Raw genomic sequence first — 26,258 nt, forward strand, 5'->3', positions numbered from 1 at the left:
AGAAAACAACTTAGCCAGACTAGACTAAGGCACCGAATGCGTAGGAGCCTTTCATGACAGCCATCAACATGCTGCAAGCCAAAAGCAATCTTTCCCGCCTGGTCGAATCCATCGAGCAGGGCGAGGAACGGGAAATCATCATTGCCCGCAACGGCCGGCCGGCTGCCAAACTGGTCCCGCTGGCTAGCGTTCCCGCATCCAGGCGCATCGGGGTGGCCAAGGGCCTGTTCGAGGTTCCCGACGACATCGACGCCAACAATGCCGAAGTGGCCCAGATGTTCCTGGGCGCATCATGAACCTGCTGCTCGACACCCATGTCGCCCTGTGGGCGATTACCGATCACCCGAACCTGACCGAAAAAGCGCGTGAACTGATCCTATCGCCACGCGCCACAATATGGATCAGCGTCGCCAGCATCTGGGAAATCGCCATCAAGCACAGCCTAGGACGGGGCGACATGCCGGTATCGGGCGACGATGCAGTCCGCCATTTTCGCGCTGCGGGTTACCAGCTCCTGGCCATCGAGGCAGAACACGCCGCCGCCATCGAAACCCTGCCCAAGCACCACCAAGACCCCTTCGACCGCCTGCTGATCGCCCAGGCCCTGGTCGAACCCATGCGCTTACTGACGCACGACCAGACCGTGGCCCGCTACAGCGATACCGTTGTTTTGGTTTAGCGGGGAATGCTGTCCATGAGGGTCTGCAAACTGGCCCGCCATGCTCGTTGCGATACGCACGGAACCCCTTGGGCAGAGGGGCTTCTGATGTTTTGGTGGGAGGCTGGAGTTCGGCCTATGCAGTCATTAGAGAATGATAGCGGATTTGGTCCAATGAGTCGTTGAGCAAACTTTCAGAGCAAACCACCCGGAATGACATATTCACAATCTGAGGAAAATTCCTTTCCCGATGCCAACATTCCAAACCTAAAAATTGCGCCGCAACAAATAGCGGGATAGCATATTTCATCACTGTCACTTTCGGAATCACACATGGCAATAACTACGGCTGCAACTATTACCGCAACGGCACGCTTACTGTCTCCCTTAATTTCCGACGTCTACAAATCGGCGAAAGGAGGGGCGGCCAAGGGTCTCAAGCGCTGGGAGGAAAGCGCATTCCCGCGGAGATTAGCGAAGAAAATAGACACTCTAGCCAAAGTAAAAACCTTATGGAGTCCAGACGAAGATATTTCGCTTTTGGATTTTTACTACCCACCAAGCCTTGGTGGTTTTTCTAGGCCAAACAAGAAAATCGGTTCCATACAAGATCTCGGTGATGGGAATATTGTAATCCAAGGGATTGTCGGTCAAGGAAAGTCTATTTTACTTCGCTATCTAGCCATAAACGATGCAAGATGCGAATCAAACAATAGGCTGCCCATATTTATTGAGCTAAGAACATTGCAGCAAAACTACTCCTTGCGCGATGCCATTTACAAAACTCTTTCAGCATATGAAATCGACGTAGACGTTGATACTTTTGACCATATAGCGAAATCTGGACGCCTTGTTCTACTTCTGGATGCCTTTGATGAGCTTGACGAGGCTTTAACAAGAACAACATTAACTGAGATATCCCATCTAACCCAGCGATATCCAGAGTTACAGATAATTGTTACTTCAAGACCTGGCAATGAGATTCAGAAAGCGAGCGGCTTTCGTACATTGCGAATCAACCCATTAAACAACGATGATTACGGCCCTTTCCTTGCCAATTTAAAACTTGGCCCAACAAAGGTAATAGCCATTAAAGATGCCATCAGGCAGAGCCCTAGCAAGTTATCGGGCCTGATAACAACACCGTTGATGCTAACGCTTGTAGTTATCGTATATGAGTCGGAGAAGGAGATTCCCCCAACCCTTCCAGAGTTTTTTGAGCGCCTTTTTCAGGTCGTCTTTACTAGGCATGACAGGCTCAAGGCAGGATTCAATCGAAAGCGTCACTCGGGGCTTTCTGAGCGTCGACTTCAGGGATTATTCGAAGCATTTTGTTTTATGGTGCTCCAGAATTCGTTTGGACGCTCTCTCTCTGCGGAACAATTCTCTACAGCATTTGATAACGCATTAGAATACTCTGGAGACAACAAATGCGATGAAGAAAAATTTCGATTAGATGTCGTAAAAGTTGCGTGCCTAATGCTTGAGGAAGGCATTGATACGACAACTTTTCTACACAAGAGCGTCCTTGAGTATTATGCCGCTGCGTTTATTAAGCACTCCACTGACGAAGTTGCAAAGCTCTTTTATCAGGCAGCCGATGAAACCCCACGAGTCTGGATTGAAGTTATTAGATTTTTATCTGATATCGACCCATATAGATACTCAAAGGATTTTGCGCTTGATCAGCTAATAAAATTGCGCACTGAATTTATTAATCCATTATCCGACAGAAAAGATAGTTCTTTGCTTAAATCCATACAATCAATCCATCCTTTGTTTGGCGTATCATATGGTCGTACGGGCGATGGCCGATTTGAAATTTTAAGTTACGGACCATTTAATGTCCGAACTAGAATAATGTATGAGTCACTTGATGATCTTTTAGTGTCTGCCGTACAGGACACACTGCCCCATGAAATTTCCCGCGGCACTCTCGAAGATATTTTGGGGCGTGAAATTGACGATCAAGAACCTACGGACGATATACAAATTGAACTTCACAGAATTTTTTCCTACGGCGGAACGAAGAATTTCTGGCGGGCTGTTAATATATTCCAACAGCGCTTGGAAGAAATGGAGCGCGAAGCTAACGAAATAATTTCTCAACAAGAAAAGAAAAAATTGATATTCCAACGAAGAAAAACATAAGATTTTCAACACGCAACAACTTTTATTTCAATATTTTAACAATAAATACACACACCCTTGCCGGATAAAACAAGCGGAGGTTTAATAACGAACTTTTGAAAAACACCACCAAAATATTTCACCGTGAATAATTGACAAATAGCCGAACCGGTATCGGGTAATATACTGCCCCACTGAATTATCTGTTCTTTACGCGACTTTCAGTTCAACGACAGTTTATCAATGCCCTTGCAACCAGATACGGGTTCCTAGCACAAAGTCGGCTTCGGCTGATCTCTTGCCAGACAACACCAAAGAAACCATCCGCTATTTCCTAACCGCCCATCCCGCAACAGCGCGAAGCATCAACCGCCAACCCCTCAAAATCGCCCATGAAATCCCCCCGCCGCACCCGCTACTGGCTGGCACTGGCCGCTTGCTGCCTTGCTTTCTCGACTGCCCGAGCGGACGCGGAGCCATTTCAGGGCAGTTGCCGGCTGGGCGATGCCCGCCAGGCCAGCAGCATTGAAATGCGCCAGGACCCCGAGAGCCGCGTGCTCACCCTGGTTGTCGACGGCCAAACTTTACCAGCCTTCGGCGATCTGGACGCTGCCGACTACGAGGTCGGCGAAATCGTCGCCAGCCATTGCAGCAAAGACCTGTTTGTCTTTGTTTTCAACTACGGCTCGCCCTACCTCAAGGGGTTTGTTTATCGCAAATGCGGGCCGCGCCTGAGCCGCCTCGATTTTGCCGAAAAGCTTCCGCCGATTGCCGTGAGCCGCTGCCCGGAAGCGCTCTTCGCGGTTTTCCCGGACACCGAGACGGAGGCGTTCAAGATCGTCGATGCCCGCCATACCCGCCGCGTTGCCCGGATCAACCGGGCACGGCTATGGTCCTTGCCGGATAGCCGGCAACCCTGATCCGTCGCGGGCGATCGCGCGGTGAGGAGAAAACCTCGCCCCCTCAATCCCAAGCCAGCGCCCCACCCGTCTGGTATTCCGTCACCCGCGTCTCGAAGAAGTTCTTTTCCTTCCGCAGATTAGCCTGCTCGTCCAGCCAGGGCAGGACGTTCTCGGCGCTGGGGAAGGGTTCCTCGACGCCCACCTGCCGTGCCCGCCGGTTGGCGATGAAGCGGAATTGCTGGACGTGCAGGTCGGCGTTGTAGCCGAGGATGGGGTCGCGCAGGATGTAGCTGGCGTAGGCGCGTTCGGCGGCTTCGGCTTCGTCCCATAGGGTGCGCAGGGCCTGCGGGTCGAGCTCCAGGCCCTCTTCCTTCAACAGTTCGCGCACGACGCGGATGCCGAAGGCGCAGTGCAGGACTTCGTCGCGCATGATGTATTGCAGTTGCTCGGCGGCGCCTTTCATCAGGCCGCGCCGTTGCAGCGCGAAGATGGGGGTGAAGCCGTTGTAGAACCAGCAGCCTTCGAAGATCACCGCGAAGAAGAAGTAGGAGAGCGCGAATTCGTGCAGGTTGGCGCGCTCGGTGAGGTCGAAGTCGGAGCGCAGCACCTTTTCCAGCCGGCGGTTGGCGAGCGCGATCTTGCCGTGGATTTGCGGCACGACGCGGTAGCGATTGTAGATTTCCTGCTGATCGAGGCCGATGCTTTCGATGCAGTGCTGGTAAGTCCAGGTGTGCAGCGCTTCTTCGTAGACCTGGCGGGCCTGGTAGATCTGCAGTTCGGGCGCGCTCATCTTTTCCATCACCGCCAGGCCGATGTTGCGCATGGCGAGGATGTCGGAGGTGGTGAGATACGCCAGCACGTTCTCGAAAACGTGGCGCTCGGCCGGGCTGAGCTTGTGGTGGTAGTCGTGCACGTCCTGCGCCATGCTGATTTCGAGCGGCGTCCAGTGGTTACGGTTGGCCTTGAGGAAGAACTCCCAGGCCCACGGATACTTGAACGGCGCCAGCTGGTTGATGTCGGCCTTGCCGCCCACGATGCGCTTGTCGGCGGCGTTGATCGGCGCCAGCGCGGCGGCGGGAAAAATGCTGCGGTCGACCTCGATTTTTGGCGCAATTTTGGCGTCGACCGCAGGATTTTGCGGTGCGGCAGCGGGGGTTTCCCAGTCGTCGAAGCGGTAGGCAGCATTCATGGCATGAACCTCGTGGTCAGTCGGTGCGGACGGACCGGAAGCGCCGGTGGCGATCCCAGTCCACGTAGAAAATGCCGCCCTCGGCGGCGGTGAAGGTGAAGACGCGGCGGCCGTCGATGGCGACGGCGCTCTCGCCGCGCGAGAAATCGAGTTCCGGTTCCTTGCCGCCGCGATTGACGACGACCAGCGGCAGGCCGGTCTGGCGTGAGCGTTTTTCCCAGACGTCGCCCGGCCCCATGCCCTCGACCGGCGGCCAGTTGGCCGGCGAGAGCAGGATTTGCGCGCCGCGCGCGGCGAGTTGGGCGGCCGGTTCCGGGCGCCAGGCGTCGGCGCAGATCAGGGTGCCGACGCGCAGGCCATCGACCAGGAAAGGCTGCCCTTCCCCGCCGGCCACCGACCAGGCTTCGGCGCCGCCGACCGGGCGCTGCTTGCGGTAGCTGCCGAGCAGCTTGCCGCTGCGGTCAATGACTGCGACGCTGTTGTGCAGCTTCTGCGTCGCCGGGTCGCGCTCGGCAACGCCGACGAAGAGCGCGATGCCGTTGTCGCGGGCAACGGCGGTGAGGCCGTGCAGCCAGTTGCTCGGGAAGGGATGCACCCAGTCGCTGCCGATGCGTTTGGCGAAGTTGTAGCCGGTTTCGGCCAGTTCCGGCGTCACCACCCAGTCGGCGCCGTGGCGCACCGCGTCGCGGATACCGGCTTCGATGCGGACGCGGTTGCCGGCGATATCGCCGGGCACCGGGTCAAGATGAAGCAGCGCGATGCGCAGGTCGCCGGCGCGCTTGGCCGGGCCGGCCGGGGCATCGCCAAAGCGGCGCGCGCCGGGCAGGTAGTAGCCGTTCTGCTTGCCCAGCGCCTCGACCACCGCGGCATAGGTGGCCTTGCCGATCAGCTCGCCGATGCGGCTGTGGCCGCCGGTGTAGGTGGCGCGCGGCGCGGCGCTGCCGGAGACGACGATGATGCTGTCGGTGCCGGTACCGGTCGCCTGCACGTCCTTGGTATAGCTGCTGGGCACCTTGAGGTCTTCGAGCGCCGCCGTCTTGCCTTCGGTGACGGTGATCAGCGCGCGGGCGAGCGCCGCGTCGCTGAGTTCGATATTGCTCAGCACCAGGATGTTGATGGTGCCGGCCGGCTTTTTCTCGTCGTCCAGGCCTTCGATGTAGGCGCCGGCATCGACGCCGGTGCGGATGGCGTTGCTGCGCGCGCCGGCGGTGGCCAGCACGGTCACCGTCAGCGGCCCGTGGCGGAGCGTGGCGACGGCGATGTGGTCCATGTCGGCGGCCGTGGACATCTGCGCGACGGCGGCCGGCGGCAGTTCCAGCTGCGCCGCCAGCGCATCGCGCACGCCCAGCGCGTAGCCCTTGCTGTCGCTGCCCAGGCGGTGCCAGAGGAAGGGATGGGCGGCATGGTTGATCGCCGCGCGGGCGCTGAGCATACCGTCGCTGGTCGACAGCACCCGCCGCTCGCCGGCAAAACGCACCAGCAGCGTCTTCTCCCACAGCCCGTCACGCTCGCCACGGCGGACTTCGGCGCTGGCGGCGAGTTCGGCCGGCAGGTCGAGGTCGGCGGCCGGCACGATGGCGGGCCGCGCCAGCAGCAGGAGCGGGAGCAGGAGCGGCGCCGAACGCAGCAAAAGGGCGAGCAAAGGTTTCATTGCAATCTCTCGTGATACGAAAAGGCGGCAAGCTTAACCCTGGAAACCAGCTTCGACCTCAAGCGCCGAACTCGGCCATCGTCCGGCGCAGCTCTTCCAGCCCCTTGAGCAGTTCCGGGCCGGGATGGGTGAAGTGCTCGCCGGTGAGCGGCAGGATGGGGATGCCGGGTTTGGCGATGGCCGGGTTGCAACTGCCTGCCTTGTGGTCCTGCAGCGCAAAGAGCAGATCGGGCCGCCGCTCGCTGATCCACGCCGCGACATCGCCCTGCGGCGTCCGCGGATTGAAATTGCGTATCTGCTCGTGATCGGCCACGACGTCGAAGCCGGCGGCGGAAAACACCTCGAACAGCGTGCTGCCGCGCCCGAAGGAATACGGCGCCTCGCCGCAGGCGGACAGGATCAGCACCCGGCGCTGGCGGCCATCGACCCGCGCCGCGGCCTGCCGCCAGTCGCGGGAAAACTGCGCGACGCGGCGCTCGATGTCGGCCACCCCGGCCGCTTGTCCGACCTCGCGCAACATGGCCTCGACCCCCGCCATGCCACGAAAACCGCCCACCCGAACGGCCCGCGCGCCGGGCGGCGTGGCCGACTCGACGGTTGCCTCGGCGGTCCATTCGGAATAGATGACGACATCGGGCTCCAGATCGGCCATCGCCGCGGCGTCCGGGTCCTTGACGCCGCCGGTATGCGCGAGCGGCAGCCGGTCGTAACGGCTGACGCCGACGATGCAATCACCCCGCCCCAGCCAGTCCAGCGCCCGGCTGATGTAGGGCGACTGGCTGATGATGCGCGGACAATCGGCCGCCTGGGCGAAGTTGGCGAGCAGCGCCAGGGCGAGGGGTAGCCAGGTTTTGAGGGGGGAGTTCATTGGCAGGCCTCGCAAGTCGGATCATCGATGGCGCAGAACTTCGGCGCCTCTTCCTGCACCACGGCATCGTCGCGTCCGCCGGCCTTTTCCGCCTGGCTGGCGCCCAGCGTGCGCAGGTAGTAGGTGGTTTTCAGGCCGCGCTTCCACGCCAGTTTGTAGATTTCGTCGAGCTTCTTGCCCGAGGGCAGCGCCAGGTAGAGGTTGAGCGATTGCGCCTGGTCGATCCATTTCTGGCGGCGGGCGGCGGCTTCGATCAGCCACACCGGGTCGATCTCGAAGGCGGTGGCGTAGCGCGCTTTCAGCTCGTCGGGCACGCGGTCGATGCGGGCGAGCGAGCCGTCGAAGTACTTGAGGTCGGCGACCATCACTTCGTCCCACAGGTCGAGTGCCTTGAGGTCACGCACCAGCGCTTCGTTGACCACGGTGAATTCGCCGGAAAGGTTGGATTTGACGTAGAGGTTCTGGTAGGCCGGCTCGATGCTGGCCGAGACGCCGACGATGTTGGAGATGGTCGCGGTTGGCGCAATGGCGACGCAGTTGGAGTTGCGCATGCCGTGGCGGGCGATGCGCTGCTTGAGCGCGTCCCAGTCGAGGTGGCTGCCACGATTGAGTTCAACGGCCTCGCCGCGCCCGGCTTCGAGCAGCGCGATGCTTTCGTGCGGCAGGATGCCGCGCTCCCACAGGCTGCCGGTGAAGCTGGAGTAGCGGCCGCGCTCCTTTGCCAGTTCGGTCGACGCCCAGTAGGCTTGGTAGCAGACGGCTTCCATGCTGCGGTCGGCGAATTCGACGGCTTGCGGCGAGGCGTAGGCGATACCCAACTGGTACAGGCAATCGGCAAAGCCCATGATGCCCATGCCGACCGGGCGGTGGCGCAGGTTGGCGTTGCGCGCCTTGGGCGTCGCGTAGAAATTGATGTCGACGACGTTGTCGAGCATGCGCATGGCGGTGCTCACGGTGCGGGCCAGTTTTTCCTGATCCAGCGCGCCATCCTTCAGGTGCGCCAGCAGATTGACCGAGCCGAGGTTGCACACCGCCGTTTCCGAATCCGAGGTGTTCAGCGTGATTTCGGTGCACAGGTTGCTGGAATGGACGACGCCGACGTGCTGCTGCGGCGAGCGCAGGTTGCAGGCGTCCTTGAAGGTGATCCACGGGTGCCCGGTCTCGAACAGCATGGTCAGCATCTTGCGCCACAGCTGCACGGCGGGAATCTTCTTGTGCAGCTTCAACTGGCCGGCGGCGGCCTTGGCTTCGTAGGCTTCATACGCCTCGACGAAAGCACGGCCGGACTTTTCGTGCAGGTCGGGCGTATCAACCGGCGAGAACAGCGTCCACTCGCCACCGGCGATCACCCGCTGCATGAACAGGTCGGGAATCCAGTTGGCGGTGTTCATGTCGTGCGTACGGCGGCGCTCGTCGCCGGTGTTCTTGCGCAGTTCGAGGAATTCCTCGATGTCGAGGTGCCAGGTTTCCAGGTAGGCGCAGACGGCGCCCTTGCGCTTGCCGCCCTGGTTCACGGCGACCGCCGTGTCGTTGACCACCTTGAGGAAGGGAATCACGCCCTGACTCTGGCCGTTGGTGCCCTTGATGCGGCTGCCCAGCGCGCGCACCGGCGTCCAGTCGTTGCCCAGGCCGCCGGCGTACTTCTGCAGCAGCGCGTTTTCCTTGATCGACTGGTAGATGCCGTCGAGGTCGTCGGCCACCGTCGTCAGGTAGCAGGACGACAGTTGCGAATGCAGGGTGCCGCTGTTGAACAGGGTCGGCGTCGAGCACATGAAGTCAAAGCGGGAAATCAGATCGTAGAACTCGATGGCGCGCGTTTCGCGGTCGATTTCGTTCAAGGCCAGGCCCATCGCCACGCGCATGAAGAAGAGCTGCGGCGTTTCGATGCGCCGGCCCTCTGTATGCAGGAAATAGCGGTCGTAAAGGGTTTGCAGGCCGAGGTAGCCGAACAGCTGGTTGCGCTCGGGCTTGAGCGCGGCGGCCAGGCGCTCCAGGTCGTAGTCGGCCAGGCGCGGGTCGAGCAGTTCGGCGGCGATGCCGCGGGCGATGAATTTCGGGAAATAGTCGGCGTCGACCGCGGGATTTTGCGCCGCCTCGGCGCCGACCGCCTCTTCGTTCAGACTGGCCAGCAGCAGGCGGGCGGTGGCGTAGTCGTAGCCCGGTTCGCGCTCGATCAGCGTGCGCGCGGCGAGGATCAGCGCCTGCTGGACGTCGGCCAGGGCGACGCCGTCGTAGAGGTTGCGCAAGGCGTGGTCGAGGATGCTGCGCGCCGACACCTGCTCGCCCAGCCCGGCGCAGGCGGCCTCGCAGCGACGCAGCAGCGCCGCCACGTCGAGCGGCCGGCGTTCGCCATCGACCGTCACATGCAGTTGCGGCACGCCCTGCACTTCCGCCAGCGTGGCACGCTCGGCAGAACGCCGCTCGCGGTAGAGCACGTAGGCGCGGGCGACGTCGTGTTCGCCGGAGCGCATCAGCGCCAGCTCGACCTGGTCCTGGATGTCCTCGATATGCACCGTGCCGCCGTCCGGCAGACGGCGGGTCAGCGAGCGGACGACGGCCTCGGTGAGCTGGGCGACGACTTCGCGCACCCGCGACGAGACGGCGCTCTGGCTGCCCTCGACGGCGAGAAAGGCCTTGGTCATGGCCACCGAGATCTTCTCGGCGTTGAAGCCGACGACGGCGCCGTTGCGGCGAATGACCTGGAGGGCCGCCGTGCTGTGGGCGGAAAGATCGGAAAGACGGGCTAGGACGTTGGCGGACAAGGCGATTCTCCGGCATGGGGGGCGGAGAACCGGGACAGCGTGCGCCGGGCAAGACGAACGCCGCCGCGGGCAAAACCCGTTGCGACCTGCGACTCACGAACGAAAACCGGCTGCGACACGCTCATACCTTTCGCCAGGGACACCCCGCCCCATCGTTGGTTGGAAGGACGTTACGGCAGGTCTCCTGGCTCTCGGCTCAACGCTTTCCACCGCCTTCCCGGTACGAAACCAGTGGCAAAGATGGGTGGAACGCTCGCCGATGACAGTTGCGGGGGCAGCCCCGGATTCAAGGTCACAGACCTTTCACCGGATTCCCTTTTGATCCCTTGCGGGAACCGTCAACGCGGCGAAGTCTAGCTTCGCGTCATTGCCGCGTCAAGGCGCGGACACCATATTTAGTGCCCAGCAGAGCAATTTCAACTAACTGTAGTAAGCAAACCTCAAGCAGGCACAGACCGGAATATCGCGTAATTCAATTCGCAATAGTTAACTGAAACAATCCGTTGTTTATTAAACGAATTTTTGCATTGCAACAATCAGCAGGCTTCCGTTATAAATTGCGCTTTACTAATTATTAATTTTTGCCAACCCATCAACACACGCAGGAGACAGCACGTGACCAACCCGTACGCCAACGGCCTCGACAAGAATCCGGCCAACTACGTCCCGCTTTCCCCCCTCACCTTCCTCGAACGCTCCGCCTTCATCTACCCGAAGCGGATCTCGGTGATCCAGGGCGAGCAGCGCTACACCTGGAAGGACAGCTACGCGCGCTGCCGCCAGCTCGCCTCGGCGCTGCAGCAACGCGGCATCGGCAAGGGCGACACGGTGGCGGCGATGCTGCCCAACAGCAACGCCATGTTCGAATGCCATTTCGGCGTGCCGATGAGCGGCGCCGTGCTCAACACGCTGAACACCCGCCTCGACGCCGAAGCCATCGCCTTCATGCTGACCCACGGCGAAGCCAAGGTGCTGATCACCGACCCGGAATTCTCGGCCGTCATCAAGGACGCCCTGGCCCTGCTCGAAGGGCCGAAGCCGCTGGTCATCGACAGCCTCGACCCCGAGTTCACCGGCGGTGAAGCGCTCGGCGAAATCGACTACGAAACCTTCATCGACAACGGCGACCCGGAATTCGCCTGGGAACTGCCGGCCGACGAATGGGACCCGATCACCCTCAACTACACCTCGGGTACCACCGGCAACCCGAAGGGCGTCGTCTATCACCACCGCGGCGCCTACCTGAACGCCGCTTCCAACATCATCTCCTGGGGCATGCCGCCGCACTCGGTCTATCTGTGGACGCTGCCGATGTTCCACTGCAACGGCTGGTGCTTCCCGTGGACACTGGCCGCCAACGCCGGCACCAACGTCTGCCTGCGCAAGGTCGATCCGACGCTGATCTTCGGCCTGATCAAGGAACACAAGGTGACCCACATGTGCGGCGCACCGATCGTCTACGGCATGCTGATCAACGCCCCGGCCGAGCTCAAGACCGGCATCGAACAGACGGTCAACGGCCTGATCGCCGGTGCCGCGCCCCCGGCGGCGATCATCGAGGGCGCCCAGAACATGGGCTTCAACATCACCCACGTTTACGGCCTCACCGAAACCTACGGCCCGGCCTCGGTCTGCGCCAAGCAGCCGGAATGGGAGCGCCTGCCGATCGACCTGCAGGCCGCCCGCAACGGCCGCCAGGGCGTGCGCTACCACATGCAGGAAGCGATCGCCGTGCTCGACCCGGTGTCCCTGCAGCCGGTACCCTGGGACGGCGAGACGATGGGCGAGATCATGTTCCGCGGCAACCTGGTGATGAAGGGCTACCTGAAGAACGAAAAGGCCTCCGAGGAAGCCTTCGCCGGCGGCTGGTTCCACACCGGCGACCTGGCGGTGGTGCATAGCGACGGCTACGTCAAGATCAAGGACCGTTCCAAGGACATCATCATCTCCGGCGGCGAGAATATCTCCTCGCTCGAAGTCGAGGACGTCCTCTACCGCCACCCGGCGGTGATCGCCGCCGCCGTCGTCGCCAAACCGGACGAGAAATGGGGCGAAGTGCCGGCCGCCTTTATCGAACTGAAGGCCGGCGCCGCGTGCGCCGAAGCCGACATCATCGAGCACTGCCGCGGCCACCTGGCCCGCTTCAAGGTGCCGAAGCAGGTCGTCTTCGGCGTCCTGCCGAAGACCTCGACCGGCAAGATCCAGAAATACGTCTTGCGCCAGCAGGCGAAATCGGCGCTCGCCATCGAGTGATCGACCGGGAATGGACCGCCACGGCGGTCCATTCCTTCAAACGGCGGCGGCCTTGCTGAGGACCACCGTGAACCAGAAGGTACTGCCCTCGCCCAGCCGGCTTTCGCAGCCGGCATCGCCACCCATCAGCCGGGCGATCTTGCGGGTGATCGCCAGACCGGCGCCGAGCCCGCCGTACTGGCGCGTCGACGAGTTGTCGACCTGCTCGAAGACCTTGAACAGGCGCTGCTGGTCGGCTTCTGCGATGCCGATCCCGGTATCCTCGACCGCGAAACGCACCAGCACCGTCTCCGCCTCCTGCGCCAGCACGCTGCTGCGAACGGTGATGCTGCCCGATGGAGTGAACCGCAAGGCGTTGGCCAGGTAGTTGTGCAGCGCCAGCTTGATGTAGGCGACATTGCCGAACAGCCCGGACGGCATCGGCGCCGCATCGACGATCAGTTCCAGTTGCCTGGCCTCCGCCTCGCCCCGGATTTCCTCGACCGCGTCGCGCATCAGTTCGTCACCGTCGAAGGGCTGCCTCGCCAGTTCGAGCTTGTCGGCTTCCAGGCGGGTCAGCTCGAGCACCGCGACGATGCTGCCGGTCAGCTTCTGACAGGCCGCGTCGATCTTCTCCAGACGTTCCGACTGTTTCGCCGACAGGGGTTCGCGGCGCAACAGCGTCAGCATGCCGATGATATGGTTGAGCGGCGTGCGCATCTCGTGGCTCATGTTGGCCAGGAAGGCATTCTTGGCGACGTTGGCGACTTCCGCCGCTTCCTTGGCCTGAGTCAGCGCCGCCATCGCCCGGCGGCGGCCGCGCGCGATGTGCAGCAACAGGCCGACCAGCAGGGTTTCCACGAGCAGCAAGCCGGTCACGCCGACGATCTTCCAGCGATGGCTTTCCCAGAGCGAGACCGGCCGGTCGATGATCACGGCACCGGGCGGCAGATCGGCCTCGCTGACGCCGAAGCGCTGCATCACCGGGTAATCGAAGACATCCCGGGTCGGCGTGGTCATGACCACCGGAATGCTGTCGGCCGGCGTTCCGTCGAGAACGCGCAAGGCCATCCCGGCCATCGTCCGTCCCTGCTCGTCGGGCGGGATGATGTGGCCGCCCAGAGCACCGTTACCGAGATGGAAATCCCAGAAGGTGTAGGCCGGAAACGGGCTGCCGGCGGTGATCCGCCGCCCGTTCTCGGCCGGCGACAGGCTGCGGCTGCCGCTCTTGTCGCTCACCTGACCGCTCAGAAAAAGCAGGCTGTCGGCCGGCAGCTTGGCCAGACGCTGGTGGACTTCCTCGATCGAGGCATCCTTGAGGACGACCACATCGTAGCGTTTGCGCAATTCGGGAAAGACGGATTCCTCGGCCACTTCACCAATGCGCTTGCTGCTGGCATCACCGGTGGAAACGATGAAAGCCAGGGTGCGGGTACGCGGATGCACGCGGAGCGCCATATTCACGGTGTCGCCAATGGCAACTTCCTCATTGACGCCGGTGATGTTGGCAATCCCCTCGATCACCGCCGGGCGGAAATTGTTATACCCGCCGAAAACGATCGGCCGCTGCGGAAACAGACGATCGCGATAGCGGATGGCGAAATCGAAAGCGGCATTGTCAGCGACCACCACCACATCGGGCTGGTAATCGGCGTACTTGACCGCCATCGCCTGGGCCAGCGGTTCGATCTGGGCGCCGTAGCTGAAGCGGCGGCTGTCGAGGTACTCGACCGAAAGCTCGATCTTCCTGTCGGAAGCGACAAGGCGCTCGCGAAAACCGTCCTCGATGCCGTCGCTCCACGAATAGCCGCGATGGTAGGAATTGATGAACAGGATGCTCGCTTCCGGCGGATTCGCCGCCTGCGCGCCAAAGCCGGCCATTCCCGCGAGAAAGACGAGAATGGCAGCGCACGAACGCAGGATGGCGGAAAAAGCTGGCATGGGCTCGCGGAATGATCAATTCTGACGGGCATCATAGCTCAGTGCTGCGCGGCCATGCGCGCCGCGCACGACCACGCGCCGTCGCGCCTCCCGCTCCGCTATAATTACGCCCGTTTCAGGTGCCGCTCGCGAGATTCCTCGCGACGGTGAAACGGGAAAGCGGTGCGCCTCGAACGAGGCAATTCCGCTGCTGCCCCCGCAACGGTAAGCAAGTGCGGGCGCGCCATCGAGCCACTGGGTTGATCCCGGGAAGGCGGCGCGTCAAGACTTGCGAGCCCGGAGACCGGCCTGTGACGCAAGCGAAAGGACCACGGGGTGGTGGTGCCGGCTGATTCAGCCCATCTCCCCCGTGCACTTTCTTTTCATCACACACCGGCATGCGGGGACGCCTGCCGGCAGGGGAAAATCATGCACATCCGTCTCAAGCCCGGCGCAGCGCTGCTGTTGCCGCTATTCGCCGGCAGCGTCCAGGCTGCCACCGATCTCGACACCGTCGTCGTCACCGCCACCCGCCAGGAAAGCCGCATCGCCGAAGTGCTCGCCGACGTCACGGTGATCGACCGCGCGGAAATCGAACGCAACGGCCAGGACACCGTGACCGAGCTGCTCGCCCGGCAGCCTGGCATCCAGACCGCAAGCAACGGCGGCCCCGGCACCACGACCAGCTTCTACATCCGCGGCAGCAACTCGAACCAGACCAAGGTGCTGGTCGACGGCATCGCCATCAACTCGGCCGACCTCTCCGGCTCGCCGCTGCGTTTCATCCCGCTCGCCGACGTCGAGCGCATCGAAATCCTGCGCGGCCCGGCGGCCACGCTCTATGGCGCCGACGCGCTCGGCGGCGTGATCCACATCATCACCCGGCGCGGCGCGCCGGGCCTGCGCGTCGACGGCTTCGTCGGCTACGGCAGCGACAACACCCGCGAAGCCAGTGCCGGCGTCAGCGGCGGTGACGAACGCTGGCGCTTCCGCGTCGAGGCCAACCACCGCGCCAGCGACGGTTTTTCGGCGCAGCGCCACGCCAGCAACCACGATGCCGACGACGACGCCTACCGCAACACCGGCGGCAGCGCCGCGCTCTCCTTCATTCCCGCCGCCGGCCACGAAATCGGCGGCACCTGGCGGCGCAACGACGGTGTCGTTCACTACGACAGCGGCAACCAGCCAGCCACCGGCGATTACGACGACCGCGCCCGTTTCACCACCGAACAATGGCAGCTCTTCAGCCGCAACCGTCTGAGCGATGCCTGGACCAGCCGTCTGCAGTACGGCGAAGCCGAGGACCGGCAGAAGTCGTATTACTGGGATGCCTGGGCCTGGCCGGTGGCACTCGAAGTGGTCACCCGGCAGAACACGCGCAACCGGCAATTGAGCTGGCAGAACGACATCACGCTGCCGCTCGGCAAGCTGCTGCTGGCGGCCGAACGCCACGAACAGGAAATCAGCCCGGCCAGCGGCTACGCCAGCCGCCCGGAAGTCGACAACGACTCCTTCCTTGCCGGCTGGACCGCCAACCTCGGCGACCATAGCTGGCAGCTCAACGCCCGCCGCGACGATCATTCCGAATTCGGCGGCGAAACCACCTGGGGCGTCGCCTACGGCTACCGCCTGAGCCGCGAACTGCGCGCCCACGCCAGCTACGGCACCGCCTTCAAGGCGCCGTCGGTGTACCAGTTGTTCATGACCTCGCCCTGGGGCAATGGCAACCCCGACCTCAAGCCGGAGAAATCGCGCAACCGCGAGATCGGGCTGAGTTGGGACAACGGCGTGCACGCGCTGAGCGCCACCTGGTATCACAACCGGGTCAGCAACCTGATCGACTGGGTTTCCGATCCGGTCACCTGGATCGGCACCTACGAGAACGTCGACAAGGCCCGCCTCGAAGGCGCGACGCTCACCTACGCCGGTCGTTTCGGCGTCTGGAACCTGCGCGCCAGCTACGACTGGCTGGATGCGAAGAACACCAGCAACGGTTTCGAACTGGGCCGGCGCGCGCGCGACAAGGCGATGCTCAGCGTCAGCCGCAACTGGGGTCCGCTCGAAACCGGTGTCGAAGTGCTCGGCGTCGGCAAGCGCTACAACACCAACACCGAAACCGGGCGCATGGGCGGCTACGGTCTGGTCAACCTGACCGCGCGCTACGCGATCAACAGCGAACTGGCGATCGAGGCCCGCCTGAACAACCTGTTCGACAAGAAGTACGAAACCGTGCTCGGCTACAACACCCCCGGCATGAACGCCTTCGTCGGCCTGCGTTACAGCCCGAAGTAAGGAAACCGGCGGCGGGATTCCCGCCGCCCCCCGCTCCCTACTCGCCCCGGATCAGCGCCACCAGGTCTTCCGTCGACGGCAGCGTCGAGGCGTCGCCCTCGTCGAGGATGCTGTCGGCCAGCGCCCGCTTGTCGTGGTGCAGATCGACGATGCGTTCCTCGATGCTGCCCTTGCTGACCAGACGATAGACGGTCACCGGCCGTAGCTGGCCGAGGCGGTGGGCGCGACCCATCGCCTGGTCCTCGGCGGCCGGATTCCACCAGGGATCGGTGATCACCACGTAGTCGGCGGCGGTCAGGTTGAGGCCGAAACCGCCGGCTTTCAGGCTGATCAGGAAGAGGTCGCTGTCGCCGGCCTGGAAGGCGGCGACGCGCTTGCTGCGTTCGGCGGCCGGCGTCGCGCCGTCCAGGTACTGGTAGCTGATGCCGGCGGCGTCGAGCGGCGCGCGCAGGATCTGCAGGAAATCGACGAACTGGCTGAAGACCAGGGTCTTGTGCCCGTTGGCGGTGAGTTCGGCGGCCAGTTCGGCGAAGGCCTGCACCTTGGCGCCGACGATGCCGAATTCCGGACTGACCAGGCGCGGATCGCAGGCGGCGCGGCGCAGCCGGGTCAGTTGCGCCAGGATGTTGAAACGCGCCTGCCCGGCCTGGGCGTCGAGCGTCCCGACCTCGTCGATCGCCTGCCGGCGCAAGGCTTCGTAGTGCGCCGCCTCGGCGGACTCCGGAGCGACCGAGAGGATCAACTCGGTACGCGGCGGCAGATCCTGCAGCACCTGCGCCTTGGTGCGGCGCAGGACGAAGGGGGCGATCAGGCGTTTCAGGACGTGCTGGGCGTCGCGGTCGCGGTTGCGTTCGATGGGGCCGGCGAAGCGTTCGTTGAAGCGGCCGCTGCTGCCGAGCAGGCCGGGGTTGGCGAAGCGCATGATCGACCACAGTTCGGCCAGCCGGTTTTCCACCGGCGTTCCCGAGAGGGCCAGGCGGAAATCGGCCGGCAGCTCGAAGACCGCCTGCGAACGCTTGGTCGCCGCGTTCTTGATCGCCTGCGCCTCGTCGGCGACGACGGTGTGCCATGAACGGCCGGCAAAACGTTCCTGGGCCAGTTGCAGCAGGGTGTAGGAGACGATCAGCACGTCCTGCGGGCCGGCTCCGTCGATCAACTGCTCGCGTTCGGCGTCACCGGCCTCGCTGTAGATGCGGGCGTTCAGGCTGGGCGCGAAACGCAGCGCCTCGGCCAACCAGTTGCCGCACACCGAAGTCGGCGCGACGACCAGGGTGGCGCCGCCTTTCGCCCGTTCGAGCATGACGGCGAGCGCCTGCAGGGTCTTGCCGAGCCCCATGTCGTCGGCCAGGCAGCCGCCCATGCCGGCGGCGGCAAGGCGCATCGCCCACTGGTAGCCCTCTTCCTGGTAAGGGCGCAATTCGGCCTGCAGGGATTTCGGCAGCTTCGGCATGATGTTCTGTGCCGCGCGCAGGCGGTCGATGGCCTGACGGAAATCGGCCCCGGCCTCCAGCCCGGTGCCGTCGAGCACGTCGTCGAGCCAGGCGGCGGCGATCTGCGGGACTTTACTGCCCTGCTTGTCGACTTCGGCGACCGCCGCCAGATCGAGCAGTTTCTGTTTCAGCGAGCGGGTCAGCGCCGCATAGACGCCGTCGCCGATCGGGATGAAGCGGCTCTTGTCGCGGGCGGCGGCGAGCAGGCTGGAGAGTTGCACGACGAGGCCTTCATCGAGCGCCGCCTGGCCGGCGACGCGGAACCAGTCGCGCTCCTTGTTGACGGTGATGCCGAGCTTGCCGGCGTCGACGCTGATGACGCGGACGCTCTTGCCCTTCGGCCAATCGACGGCGGCGATGCCGGCTTGCGCCGGCAGGCCCTCGACCAGGCCGAGCGCCTGCTCCGGGTCTTCGATCAGCCACTCGCCGGCCGCCGGATCGCCGATCTCTTCAAGGTAAGGGAAAGCGTCGAGCAGACTTTCCAGATGTTTCCTTTCCGCCGCAAGATTCCGCTCGGTACCCAGGGTTTCGCCGCCGATCGCCGCCATCAGCCGGACCCGGCCACTACCCACCGGCAGGCGCGGGCCGTCGGCGCCGAAGGGCGCGGCGACCAGGCGCAGCGACAGCGCTTCGCCGACCGGCGCCAGTTCCGCCCGCAGGCGAGTTTCCGCCGCCACCTGCCGCGAAGCCTGCGCCGCATCGGCCTGCACCTGGAAATGCCCGGCCAGCGCCTGCAGGGTCTTGTCGAGTTCGGCCTGCGCGCCCTCGGCCTTCGCCGGCACCGCAAAGCGCCCGGACACCAGTTGCGCGGCGCGTTTTTGCGCCGCCGTGTAGCGCACCAGCCGGACGCGCTGCGCCCCGTCCGGCAACAAGGTGATCAGGCGCAGCGCCTCGGCGTCGCGTTTGGCCTCCGCATCCAGGTAATAACTGTCGGTATCCTCCGCGCGCAGGGGCGGGTTGATGCGCATGACGATCTTGTCGCCCTGGCGGACGGCTTCGAACTCGGGCGGCGTTTCGACCAGATCGACCAGCTGCCCCGGCGCCTTTTCCAGGGTCACCGCCGGGTGGCCGACCAGGGCGCCAAGCGCAGCGGCCAGATCGATATTGAAACGCTTGGCGTAATAGCGATCGGCGCGCAGGCAGCGGGCGACGCGAGCGTCGGCCGGCGACAGCGCCTGATTGGCCGCCAGACGGCCGAGCGGCAGCGCCTTCGGCGTGCTCCAGCCACGGCTGCCGCGTTTCTGCTCAAGGGGCTTGATGTCGAGCAATTCGCCCTGCTTGCCGATGCTCAAGGTCCACAGGATGCGGGTCTTTTCGGCGTCGTCCTTGCCCTTGGCGGCTGAGGCGCCTTCGCCCGCCAGCGCCTGGAGCGCGCCGAGCACTTCGCGCCAGCGCTCGCCCTTGCCGGCGACAAAGAATCCGGCCGGCGGCTCGTCGCCGCCAAGCACGGCTTCGGCGGCGTCCAGCATACCGAGCAGGCGCTTGAATCCGCACTCCTGCAGGCGGCGGCGCAGACCGTCGAAAACCAGCACCGTCTTCTTGCCGGCCTTGGCGACGCCCAGGACCTCGGTGCCGATCCAGGCGGCCAGCATGACCTTCCAGAAAATTGTCAGCGAATAGGGCTCGTAGCCTGAGTCCTGCAACGAAAACGCGCCCGGTACCAGCGGCGCGTTGCCCAGTCGGGCATCGATCGCATTGACCCAGCGCCCCCAATCGTCGTAAGCGCTGGGGGTTCGCGTGCCGGCTTCGCCGACGCAGAATTTGCGCGCCAGTTCGAGTTGCTTCGGACCGCCCTGCGCCAGCAGGGAGAGAGGGTAAAGCCAGGCGACCGAGTCCGGAAACACCCGTTTGCGCACGCCCATCTCGGCCTGGCCGCGCTTGAGGGCAGCCTCGTAGGCCTGTTGCCCAACCGCCCACTGTCCATCGGCAATCAGCGCCGCTGCCCGCAGAACATCGCAACCGGCACCATCGATGCCGTCCAGCGCCAGCCCTAGCACGGCCGTATCGCCGCGCTGCAGCGCGAGATCGGCGAGTGCCATGCGCAAGTGGGGAGCCAGGCTTTCCGGTCGGGACTGCAATCGCGCCCAGGCCCAGTCGACCACCGGCAGGAAGCCGCTCTCCCAATGGTTGCTGAGCGAAATGACCGCCCGGTTGGCCAGTTCGGCTTGCCAGTAGGGATCGAGACGTTCGAAACTCTCGCCGTCAAAGGGCAGAAGAACCGCCTCCGCCGCCAGTTGCCACCAGTTCTGTTCCTCGTTGAGCACATTGGCCAGCGGCGCAATTTCCTCCCGCCCCGCTCCAGCCAGGAACATGGCGCGCAACAGGGCGATGCTGCCCGACTGCTTGCCGCGAAAGCTGTACAACCATGCCCGCCGCAAGTCGAATTGATGGACACGGCAAACCAGTTCAGCCAGTTGACGCGCGCCCTTGAGTTCGAGCAATTGCCGGTAGAGCGGAACACGCAGCGAATCGACCAGCCGGAAATAACCGGGACGTTGCGCGTGTTCGTCAAGCAACTGGCGCTGGTTCAGTTCCTGGAGCGCCGTCTTGACCTGCTCGCCGGTGAAGTTGCGTCCGGCCGCGTTCTTGAGTGCCAGCAGCGAGAGCAGCTCATGGACCTGGGTCCGGGTGAAATACGACCACAACAGCGCGCCGGCCAGAGCCACCTTGTGGGTGTCGGCGGACAAGCCCTGGATGTCGCATGACGGGGCGGTGTCAGTCATCGGCGGCAGCGGGAAAAAATCGTCGGTCATGGGAGTGACAGGAGGAAAGGGCGAAAAAGCTGACGCCAAACCGCAAGTATTTTCGCCCTAAGCGCCCCCCGTCAACCAGAAACCGCGATCTCCCGCTGTTGTTCATCGCAGGCGCCGAGCAGACTGACGCGAAAATCAGCCGCCAACTCACGATACGCCGCCAGCACCGCCGCCGGGTCGGCCTGTTCGATAGCCTGGCACAGGGCTGCGCGCAGCGCCGGCGACCCGCCCCGGTCGGCGAATGCCAGCGCCGGGCCGAGGCAGAGCTGCAGTTGCTGGTGCAGGTTGCGGCTGACCGCCGCCAACGACGGCTGGGCGAGCAGTTCGACGGCGATGTGGCAAAACCCCGCCCAGCTACCGCCCGCCGCAGCCTGACTCAGCCGCATGCGCCCCGCTGCCTCGGCTTGCCCGAGCAGGCGAAGCAGCGCGTGACGCGCAATGAGTTCGACGACGTCGAGCGCCGCGGCAAGATCGTCGCCGGCGATGCGAGCCACCCGGCAACCACGATAAGGCACAACCTCGAGCAGGCCTTCGCTGGCCAATACCTTCACCGCCTCGCGTACCGGCGTCCGGCTGACGCCGTAATGGCGGGCCAGTGCCACCTCGTCGACCGGGCTGCCTGGCGCCAGTCGATGGGCGAAGATGCGTTCGCGCAGCGAATCGGCGATGCCCTCGTACAGCGCCAGCCCGCCCGGCGCGGGGGAGCCGGCGGCCACTGCGCCGATCAGTCCGGACATGACGCGTCGCTTTCCGCTTGCACCACCGCCTCCTCCGGCGGGCTTGGCGGCGGCGAAGGGAAGAGTTCTTCGAAATAGAGGTAGGGATTGACGAACATGCATGATCTCCCGAAAGGATGATGAAGATTGACTTGCCGGCGGCGCCGGTTTTTTGCAATATACGCATCGCAAAAAATTCATAAACCACTGAAATTGCGTGACTTTGCGAAACAAGCAGCACGCGTTTGCGAATTTTGCGAATTCGCTGAGGAATCCTTGTGAAAAAAACCTTCATGGGCCTGCGCCTGAAGCGCCTGCGCGAGGAACGGCAGATGACGCAGGTCGCGCTGGCGCAGGCGCTCGGCCTCTCGCCGAGCTACCTGAACCAGCTCGAACAGAACCAGCGGCCGCTGACGGTGTCGGTGCTGTTGCGCCTGAACGCGGCTTTCGGCATCGATGTCCAGCTATTTTCCGAGGACGACGAAGCGCGCCTGATCAGCGAACTGCGCGACCTCTTCGCCGATGCGCCGAACGACGACGCACCGGGGCTGGCGGAAATCCGCGAACTGGCCAGCCGCTTGCCCGGCGTCGCCCGCCTGCTGCTGCAACAGGGCCGGCAACTGCACGAGGCACGCGAACGCGAAGCGATCTGGGCGAGCCGTCTCGGCCTTGACCGGCAGGCCGAGACACTGCCGCGACCGATGCCTTTCGAAGCGGTGCGCGATTTCTTCTACCGCCGCCACAACCATGTCGCCGAACTCGACGAACTCGCCGAGCGCTGCTTCGCCGACTGGCAACTGCGCCCCGGCAACACCGGCAACGGCCTCGCCCGCCGCCTGAGCGAGCGGCACGGCATCCTGGTCAGCACCGACGACAATGATCGCGGGCTGCTGCGGGATTTCGACGAGAAAGCCCGCCGTCTGCGCCTGTCGGCGTCGCTCAGCAGCGGCCAGCAGGCCTTCCACATGGCAACCCAACTGGCCCGGCTCGAAGCCGGCGAACTGATCGACGAACTGGCCGCCGGCGCCGCCCCGGACGACGAGGAAACCCGGCGCCTGGCACGCATCGGACTGGCCAGCTACTTCGCCGGCGCCTTGCTGCTGCCCTACGGCCGCTATCTGGAAAGCGCCGAAGCCTGCCGCTACGATATCGAACAACTCGGCCGCAGCTTCGGCGTCGGTTACGAAACCGCCTGCCATCGGCTGTCCACGCTGCAACGCCCGCAGGCCCCCGGCGTCCCCTTCTTCTTCATCCGCGTCGATCGCGCCGGCAACATTTCGAAGCGCCAGTCAGCGACCGACTTCCACTTTTCGCGCATCGGCGGCACCTGTCCGCTGTGGAACGTCTATGAAGCCTTCGCCCAGCCCGGCAAGATCCTCACCCAGCTTGCCGCCATGCCCGACGGCCGCAACTACCTGTGGATCGCCCGCAGCGTCCACCGCGGCCACGGCGGCTATGGCGCCCCAGGCAAGACCTTCTCGATCGGCCTCGGCTGCGACCTGCGCCACGCCGAGCGCCTGGTTTACAGCAAGGGCCTCGACCTCAAGGCCGTAGACGGCTTCACGCCGATCGGCACGGCCTGCAAGGTCTGTCCGCGCGCCCATTGCCCGCAGCGCGCCTTCCCGCCCAGCGGCAACGCCCTGGTCGTCGACGAGAACCGGCGGCACTTCTCGCCCTACGCCTGAAGCGCCCCCCCCACCCCGCCAGGGGATGACGCCAGCCATGAGCAAGATCAGCCCGTGCCTTTGCTGTCCCGTTTGACATGCGGCGAAAGGCCCGGGGATACTTGCCACCGATCAAGTCATCGAGCATCGCCCCTGGCGCGTTTCCCGGTCGGAATCGGCATCGCGCCTAGCCGGGCGGCTGGTCTCTGGTGGTCTCAACGAATCTTCAGTGGGGAGTTGTCATGGGTCTTTTGCGGGCGGTGAGCGGTGCGGTCGGCGGTGTATTGGCGGACCAGTGGAAAGACTTCTACACGGTGCCGGCCGGCCTGCCGTCCACGGCGGCACTGTTCGCGGCAGTGCCGCAGGGCACCAATGCCGGGCGCGGCTCGAACACCAGCGGCTCCTCCAACATCATCAGCAACGGCTCGAAGATCGTCGTCCCCGAGGGCTACGGGCTGCTGCTCTTCCAGGAAGGCAAGATCACCGCCTTCGTCGCCGAACCGGGCGGTTACGAGTGGCGCTCGGACGACCTCAACTCGCAGTCGATCTTCGCCGGCGACAACATCGTCAGCGCGCTGATCATGCAGAGCTGGGAACGCTTCAAGTTCGGTGGCCAGCCCGGTTCGCAGCAGGCTGCGTTCTTCGTTTCGCTGAAGGAATTGCCGGACAACCGCTTCGGCACGCAGTCCGAGATCTACTGGGACGATGCTTTCCTCAATACGCAGGTCGGCGCGATCACCCGCGGTTCGTATACGCTGAAGATCGTCGACCCGATCCTGTTCGTGAAGAACTTCGTGCCGGCGACCTACCTGCAAGCCGGCAAGGTTTTCGATTTCAGCGACTTCGACAACGCCGCCGCCAGCCAGTTGTTCAACGAGGTGGTCGCTTCGCTGGCGCCCGCCTTCAGTCTGTACACCAACGACCCAGGCAAGGGCAACCGCATCGCCCGCATCCAGCAGGACACGGTCGGCTTCGCCAGGAGCCTGTCCGATGCGGTCGAGCAGGCTTACCAGTGGAAATCCGATCGCGGTCTGGCGATCACCAAGACCGCCATCGTCTCGATCGAATACGACGCGGCCACGCGTGAGTTGCTGAAGACTGTCCAGCGCGCCGACGCGCTGTCCGGTGCGCGCGGCAACTCGAACCTGCAGGCCAGCGTCGCGCAGGGCATCCAGTCGGCGGGCGAACACAGTGGCGCCGCCGGGCTGGTAGGCATCGGCATGGCCACCGGTGGCCTCGCCGGGCTGCAGCAGCAGCCAGTGGCGCCCGCCGCGGACGACCCGGTCGCCAAGCTGAAGAAAGCCAAGGAGATGCTCGATCTCGGCCTGATCACCCAGGCCGACTACGACGCGCTCAAGGCGAAGGCGCTGGGCCTGTAGCGCAGCGCGACCATGGCCGATTCCGAATTCCCTCCGCGACGCCCGGTCGCCGGCCCCGGTTCGCCGCGCGACGTGCCGCCGCGCCCAGGCAGCCAGCCAGTCGATCCGGCGCTGCCCAAGGCGATCCGCCAGGAACTGGAGGCGCCCGACCCGGCCATCATCGACACCGCCGCAACCGAACTCAGCGATGGCATCAACCGCTGCCCGAAGTGCGGTTCGACCGACATCCGCCTCAAGCCCGGCAGCGATTCGCTGGTTTGCCTGCACTGCCGCAACGAATGGGACGGCACGCGGGTCGAGGAACTGTTCGGGCTGGGGGAAGGCATTGACGATCTCCAGGGCACCGTCATCGCCTCCGGTGCCCGCGACATCGCCGCCGATGCCGCAGCCCTGATGACCTTCAAGTGCACCGGCTGCGGGGCCGAGGTGACGATCAACACGGAAAACGCGATGACCGCGCGCTGCCACTGGTGTCGCCATACCCTGGGGGTGAACGAGCAGATCGCCAACGGCGCGGTCCCCGACGCGGTTCTGCCCTTTCGCATCAGGAAGGAAGACGCGGTGGCACGTATCCGCCAGTTCGTCGATAAACGCCGACTGTTCGCCCTGAAGGCGTTCAAGACGCAGTTCACGCCCGAGAACGTGATCGGCGTCTACCTGCCCTACATGATCGTTGACGGCAACGTGAGTGTCGAGGTCGGCGGCAAGGGCGAGATCAAGACGCGCGAATACACGCGCGGCTCCGACAAGAACAAGCAGACCTACTACGACGCCGACATCTACCAGGTTGACCGGCACGTCGATTTCACCGTCGACGATCTGCCACTGGAATCGTCCAGCGAACGCGGCAACCTCGACACCCGCGCCAATACCAACAACATCATCAACACCATCCTGCCCTTCGACACCAAGAACGCGGTGAAGTGGAACGCGTCCTACCTGTCGGGTTTCTCCTCGGAAAAACGCGACAGCAACATCGAACACCTGCGACCGCGGCTGGAAGACCAACTGCTGTCGATTGGCCGCGCCCAGGTCGAAAACTCGGTGCGCCGCTACAACCGTGGCGTGCGCTGGGAACAGGAAAAGCTCGATGTGCACGGCAGCCGCTGGGTTTCCATGTACCTGCCGGTCTGGTTGTACTCCTACCACCAGACCGGCGCCAATGGCGGCATGCTGCACTACATCGCGGTCAATGCCCGCACCGGCGAAACCATGGGCAGCGTGCCGGTGCAGCAATGGAAACTGCTGCTGGCCGCGCTCACCGTCGGCACCATCCTCGAAACCATCGCCATTGCGATCCTGGTGAATTTCTCATGAGCGACGACAGCGGACTCTGGCTGCTCCTGGCTGGCCCGGTCGGCGCAAGCGCGCTGTACTGGACTTTGTACCGTTACTACCGCAACACCGACAAGTCGCACGGCTTCGAGCGCGAAACCAAGGTTGCGGCGCAGCCGGTGCAAGGCACGGACATCAAGGTCGACGAGATCACCGGTACGCAGCGGACGCGTATCGACGGCGACAACGTGAGCGACTATCGCGCCCGGGTGCGGCGGATCAGGGATGAGTTTTCCTGAACACGGAGCAGTCATGGGCATTGCGGCCTGCCGGTGACAGCCGACGACTTTTTCGCCCTGCCCCTGAATCGCCACGCC

At 63.8% G+C, this 26,258-nt stretch carries 17 protein-coding genes and 2 riboswitches; of the genes, 10 read left to right on the forward strand and 7 right to left on the reverse strand.

Features of this window, described 5'->3' with window-relative positions; genetic code table 11:
- Nucleotides 1–53: 53 nt before the first annotated feature.
- The 4 genes from ACLIIZ_RS04485 to ACLIIZ_RS04500 all read left to right on the forward strand — a co-directional run bounded on the left by ACLIIZ_RS04485 (nt 54) and on the right by ACLIIZ_RS04500 (nt 3,708).
- Complete coding sequence (locus ACLIIZ_RS04485) at nt 54–296, forward strand: type II toxin-antitoxin system Phd/YefM family antitoxin (protein WP_416690995.1); 243 nt, start codon at nt 54–56, stop codon at nt 294–296.
- The gene (locus ACLIIZ_RS04490; protein WP_416690996.1) at nt 293–679 is read left to right on the forward strand and encodes a type II toxin-antitoxin system VapC family toxin; all 387 of its coding nucleotides are present in this window, start codon (nt 293–295) and stop codon (nt 677–679) included. Before ACLIIZ_RS04485 ends, ACLIIZ_RS04490 begins: the two co-directional genes overlap by 4 nt.
- Nucleotides 680–991: 312 nt before the next feature.
- Nucleotides 992–2,809 carry an NACHT domain-containing protein gene (locus tag ACLIIZ_RS04495; protein ID WP_416690997.1) on the forward strand — a complete coding sequence of 606 codons (1,818 nt, stop codon included), beginning with the start codon at nt 992–994 and terminating at the stop codon, nt 2,807–2,809.
- Nucleotides 2,810–3,180: 371 nt separating this feature from the next.
- Nucleotides 3,181–3,708 carry a hypothetical protein gene (locus tag ACLIIZ_RS04500; RefSeq protein WP_416690998.1) on the forward strand — a complete coding sequence of 176 codons (528 nt, stop codon included), beginning with the start codon at nt 3,181–3,183 and terminating at the stop codon, nt 3,706–3,708.
- 43 nt (nt 3,709–3,751) lie between these two features.
- On the opposite strand, the gene ACLIIZ_RS04505 is transcribed toward ACLIIZ_RS04500, so the two are convergent.
- From ACLIIZ_RS04505 to ACLIIZ_RS04520, 4 genes are read right to left on the reverse strand one after another with little or no spacing between them, the layout of a single operon-like run.
- Nucleotides 3,752–4,879 (reverse strand): ribonucleotide-diphosphate reductase subunit beta, encoded by a 1,128-nt coding sequence (locus tag ACLIIZ_RS04505; RefSeq protein WP_416690999.1) that lies wholly within the window; start codon nt 4,877–4,879, stop codon nt 3,752–3,754.
- A gap of 16 nt (nt 4,880–4,895) precedes the next feature.
- Nucleotides 4,896–6,530: an adenosylcobinamide amidohydrolase gene (locus ACLIIZ_RS04510; RefSeq protein WP_416691000.1), complete on the reverse strand. Its 1,635-nt coding sequence runs from the start codon at nt 6,528–6,530 to the stop codon at nt 4,896–4,898.
- A gap of 58 nt (nt 6,531–6,588) precedes the next feature.
- Nucleotides 6,589–7,398 carry an ABC transporter substrate-binding protein gene (locus ACLIIZ_RS04515; RefSeq protein ID WP_416691001.1) on the reverse strand — a complete coding sequence of 270 codons (810 nt, stop codon included), beginning with the start codon at nt 7,396–7,398 and terminating at the stop codon, nt 6,589–6,591.
- A complete protein-coding gene (locus ACLIIZ_RS04520) occupies nt 7,395–10,160 on the reverse strand; it encodes a ribonucleoside-diphosphate reductase subunit alpha (RefSeq protein ID WP_416691002.1) in 2,766 nt (921 codons plus the stop codon). The genes ACLIIZ_RS04515 and ACLIIZ_RS04520 overlap by 4 nt, the downstream gene beginning before the upstream one ends.
- A 157-nt stretch (nt 10,161–10,317) precedes the next feature.
- Nucleotides 10,318–10,515: riboswitch (cobalamin riboswitch) on the reverse strand.
- A gap of 260 nt (nt 10,516–10,775) precedes the next feature.
- On the opposite strand from ACLIIZ_RS04520, the gene ACLIIZ_RS04525 reads away from it, so the two are divergent.
- Entirely contained in the window at nt 10,776–12,413 is a 1,638-nt protein-coding gene (locus tag ACLIIZ_RS04525; RefSeq protein WP_416691003.1) for an acyl-CoA synthetase, read from the forward strand.
- A gap of 36 nt (nt 12,414–12,449) precedes the next feature.
- Here the strand turns inward: ACLIIZ_RS04525 and ACLIIZ_RS04530 are convergent, their stop codons facing one another.
- Entirely contained in the window at nt 12,450–14,333 is a 1,884-nt protein-coding gene (locus tag ACLIIZ_RS04530) for a sensor histidine kinase (protein WP_416691004.1), read from the reverse strand.
- Nucleotides 14,334–14,433: 100 nt separating this feature from the next.
- A riboswitch (cobalamin riboswitch) is annotated at nt 14,434–14,639 on the forward strand.
- Nucleotides 14,640–14,741: 102 nt separating this feature from the next.
- Between ACLIIZ_RS04530 and ACLIIZ_RS04535 the strand changes: the two genes are divergently transcribed.
- Entirely contained in the window at nt 14,742–16,604 is a 1,863-nt protein-coding gene (locus ACLIIZ_RS04535; RefSeq protein WP_416691005.1) for a TonB-dependent receptor domain-containing protein, read from the forward strand.
- A 37-nt stretch (nt 16,605–16,641) separates the two neighbouring features.
- Here ACLIIZ_RS04535 and ACLIIZ_RS04540 read toward each other — a convergent pair whose 3' ends face one another.
- Complete coding sequence (locus ACLIIZ_RS04540) at nt 16,642–20,817, reverse strand: SNF2-related protein (RefSeq protein ID WP_416691006.1); 4,176 nt, start codon at nt 20,815–20,817, stop codon at nt 16,642–16,644.
- 101 nt (nt 20,818–20,918) lie between these two features.
- A complete protein-coding gene (locus ACLIIZ_RS04545) occupies nt 20,919–21,584 on the reverse strand; it encodes a GntR family transcriptional regulator (protein WP_416691007.1) in 666 nt (221 codons plus the stop codon).
- A gap of 257 nt (nt 21,585–21,841) precedes the next feature.
- Here ACLIIZ_RS04545 and ACLIIZ_RS04550 point away from each other — a divergent pair, with 257 nt between their 5' ends.
- The 4 genes from ACLIIZ_RS04550 (at nt 21,842) to ACLIIZ_RS04565 (ending at nt 26,180) form a co-directional block, all read left to right on the forward strand.
- Nucleotides 21,842–23,248 carry a short-chain fatty acyl-CoA regulator family protein gene (locus ACLIIZ_RS04550; protein ID WP_416691008.1) on the forward strand — a complete coding sequence of 469 codons (1,407 nt, stop codon included), beginning with the start codon at nt 21,842–21,844 and terminating at the stop codon, nt 23,246–23,248.
- Between the two features lie 221 nt (nt 23,249–23,469).
- Complete coding sequence (locus ACLIIZ_RS04555; protein WP_416691009.1) at nt 23,470–24,606, forward strand: SPFH domain-containing protein; 1,137 nt, start codon at nt 23,470–23,472, stop codon at nt 24,604–24,606.
- A gap of 12 nt (nt 24,607–24,618) precedes the next feature.
- A complete protein-coding gene (locus ACLIIZ_RS04560) occupies nt 24,619–25,923 on the forward strand; it encodes a hypothetical protein (RefSeq protein ID WP_416691010.1) in 1,305 nt (434 codons plus the stop codon).
- A complete protein-coding gene (locus tag ACLIIZ_RS04565) occupies nt 25,920–26,180 on the forward strand; it encodes a hypothetical protein (protein ID WP_416691011.1) in 261 nt (86 codons plus the stop codon). Before ACLIIZ_RS04560 ends, ACLIIZ_RS04565 begins: the two co-directional genes overlap by 4 nt.
- Nucleotides 26,181–26,258: the final 78 nt, after the last annotated feature.

The organism is Azonexus caeni, assembly GCF_048146105.1.
In the GTDB taxonomy this organism is placed as follows: domain Bacteria; phylum Pseudomonadota; class Gammaproteobacteria; order Burkholderiales; family Rhodocyclaceae; genus Azonexus; species Azonexus aromaticus_B.

Coding starts and splice junctions, on each gene's coding strand:
- ACLIIZ_RS04505 (WP_416690999.1), bottom strand. CDS start 4,879: ATGAATGCTGCCTACCGCTTCGACGACTGGGAAACCCCCGCTGCCGCA.
- ACLIIZ_RS04495 (WP_416690997.1), top strand. CDS start 992: ATGGCAATAACTACGGCTGCAACTATTACCGCAACGGCACGCTTACTG.
- ACLIIZ_RS04530 (WP_416691004.1), bottom strand. CDS start 14,333: ATGCCAGCTTTTTCCGCCATCCTGCGTTCGTGCGCTGCCATTCTCGTC.
- ACLIIZ_RS04535 (WP_416691005.1), top strand. CDS start 14,742: ATGCACATCCGTCTCAAGCCCGGCGCAGCGCTGCTGTTGCCGCTATTC.
- ACLIIZ_RS04555 (WP_416691009.1), top strand. CDS start 23,470: ATGGGTCTTTTGCGGGCGGTGAGCGGTGCGGTCGGCGGTGTATTGGCG.
- ACLIIZ_RS04510 (WP_416691000.1), bottom strand. CDS start 6,530: ATGAAACCTTTGCTCGCCCTTTTGCTGCGTTCGGCGCCGCTCCTGCTC.
- ACLIIZ_RS04560 (WP_416691010.1), top strand. CDS start 24,619: ATGGCCGATTCCGAATTCCCTCCGCGACGCCCGGTCGCCGGCCCCGGT.
- ACLIIZ_RS04565 (WP_416691011.1), top strand. CDS start 25,920: ATGAGCGACGACAGCGGACTCTGGCTGCTCCTGGCTGGCCCGGTCGGC.
- ACLIIZ_RS04500 (WP_416690998.1), top strand. CDS start 3,181: ATGAAATCCCCCCGCCGCACCCGCTACTGGCTGGCACTGGCCGCTTGC.
- ACLIIZ_RS04540 (WP_416691006.1), bottom strand. CDS start 20,817: ATGACTGACACCGCCCCGTCATGCGACATCCAGGGCTTGTCCGCCGAC.
- ACLIIZ_RS04485 (WP_416690995.1), top strand. CDS start 54: ATGACAGCCATCAACATGCTGCAAGCCAAAAGCAATCTTTCCCGCCTG.
- ACLIIZ_RS04515 (WP_416691001.1), bottom strand. CDS start 7,398: ATGAACTCCCCCCTCAAAACCTGGCTACCCCTCGCCCTGGCGCTGCTC.
- ACLIIZ_RS04490 (WP_416690996.1), top strand. CDS start 293: ATGAACCTGCTGCTCGACACCCATGTCGCCCTGTGGGCGATTACCGAT.
- ACLIIZ_RS04545 (WP_416691007.1), bottom strand. CDS start 21,584: ATGTCCGGACTGATCGGCGCAGTGGCCGCCGGCTCCCCCGCGCCGGGC.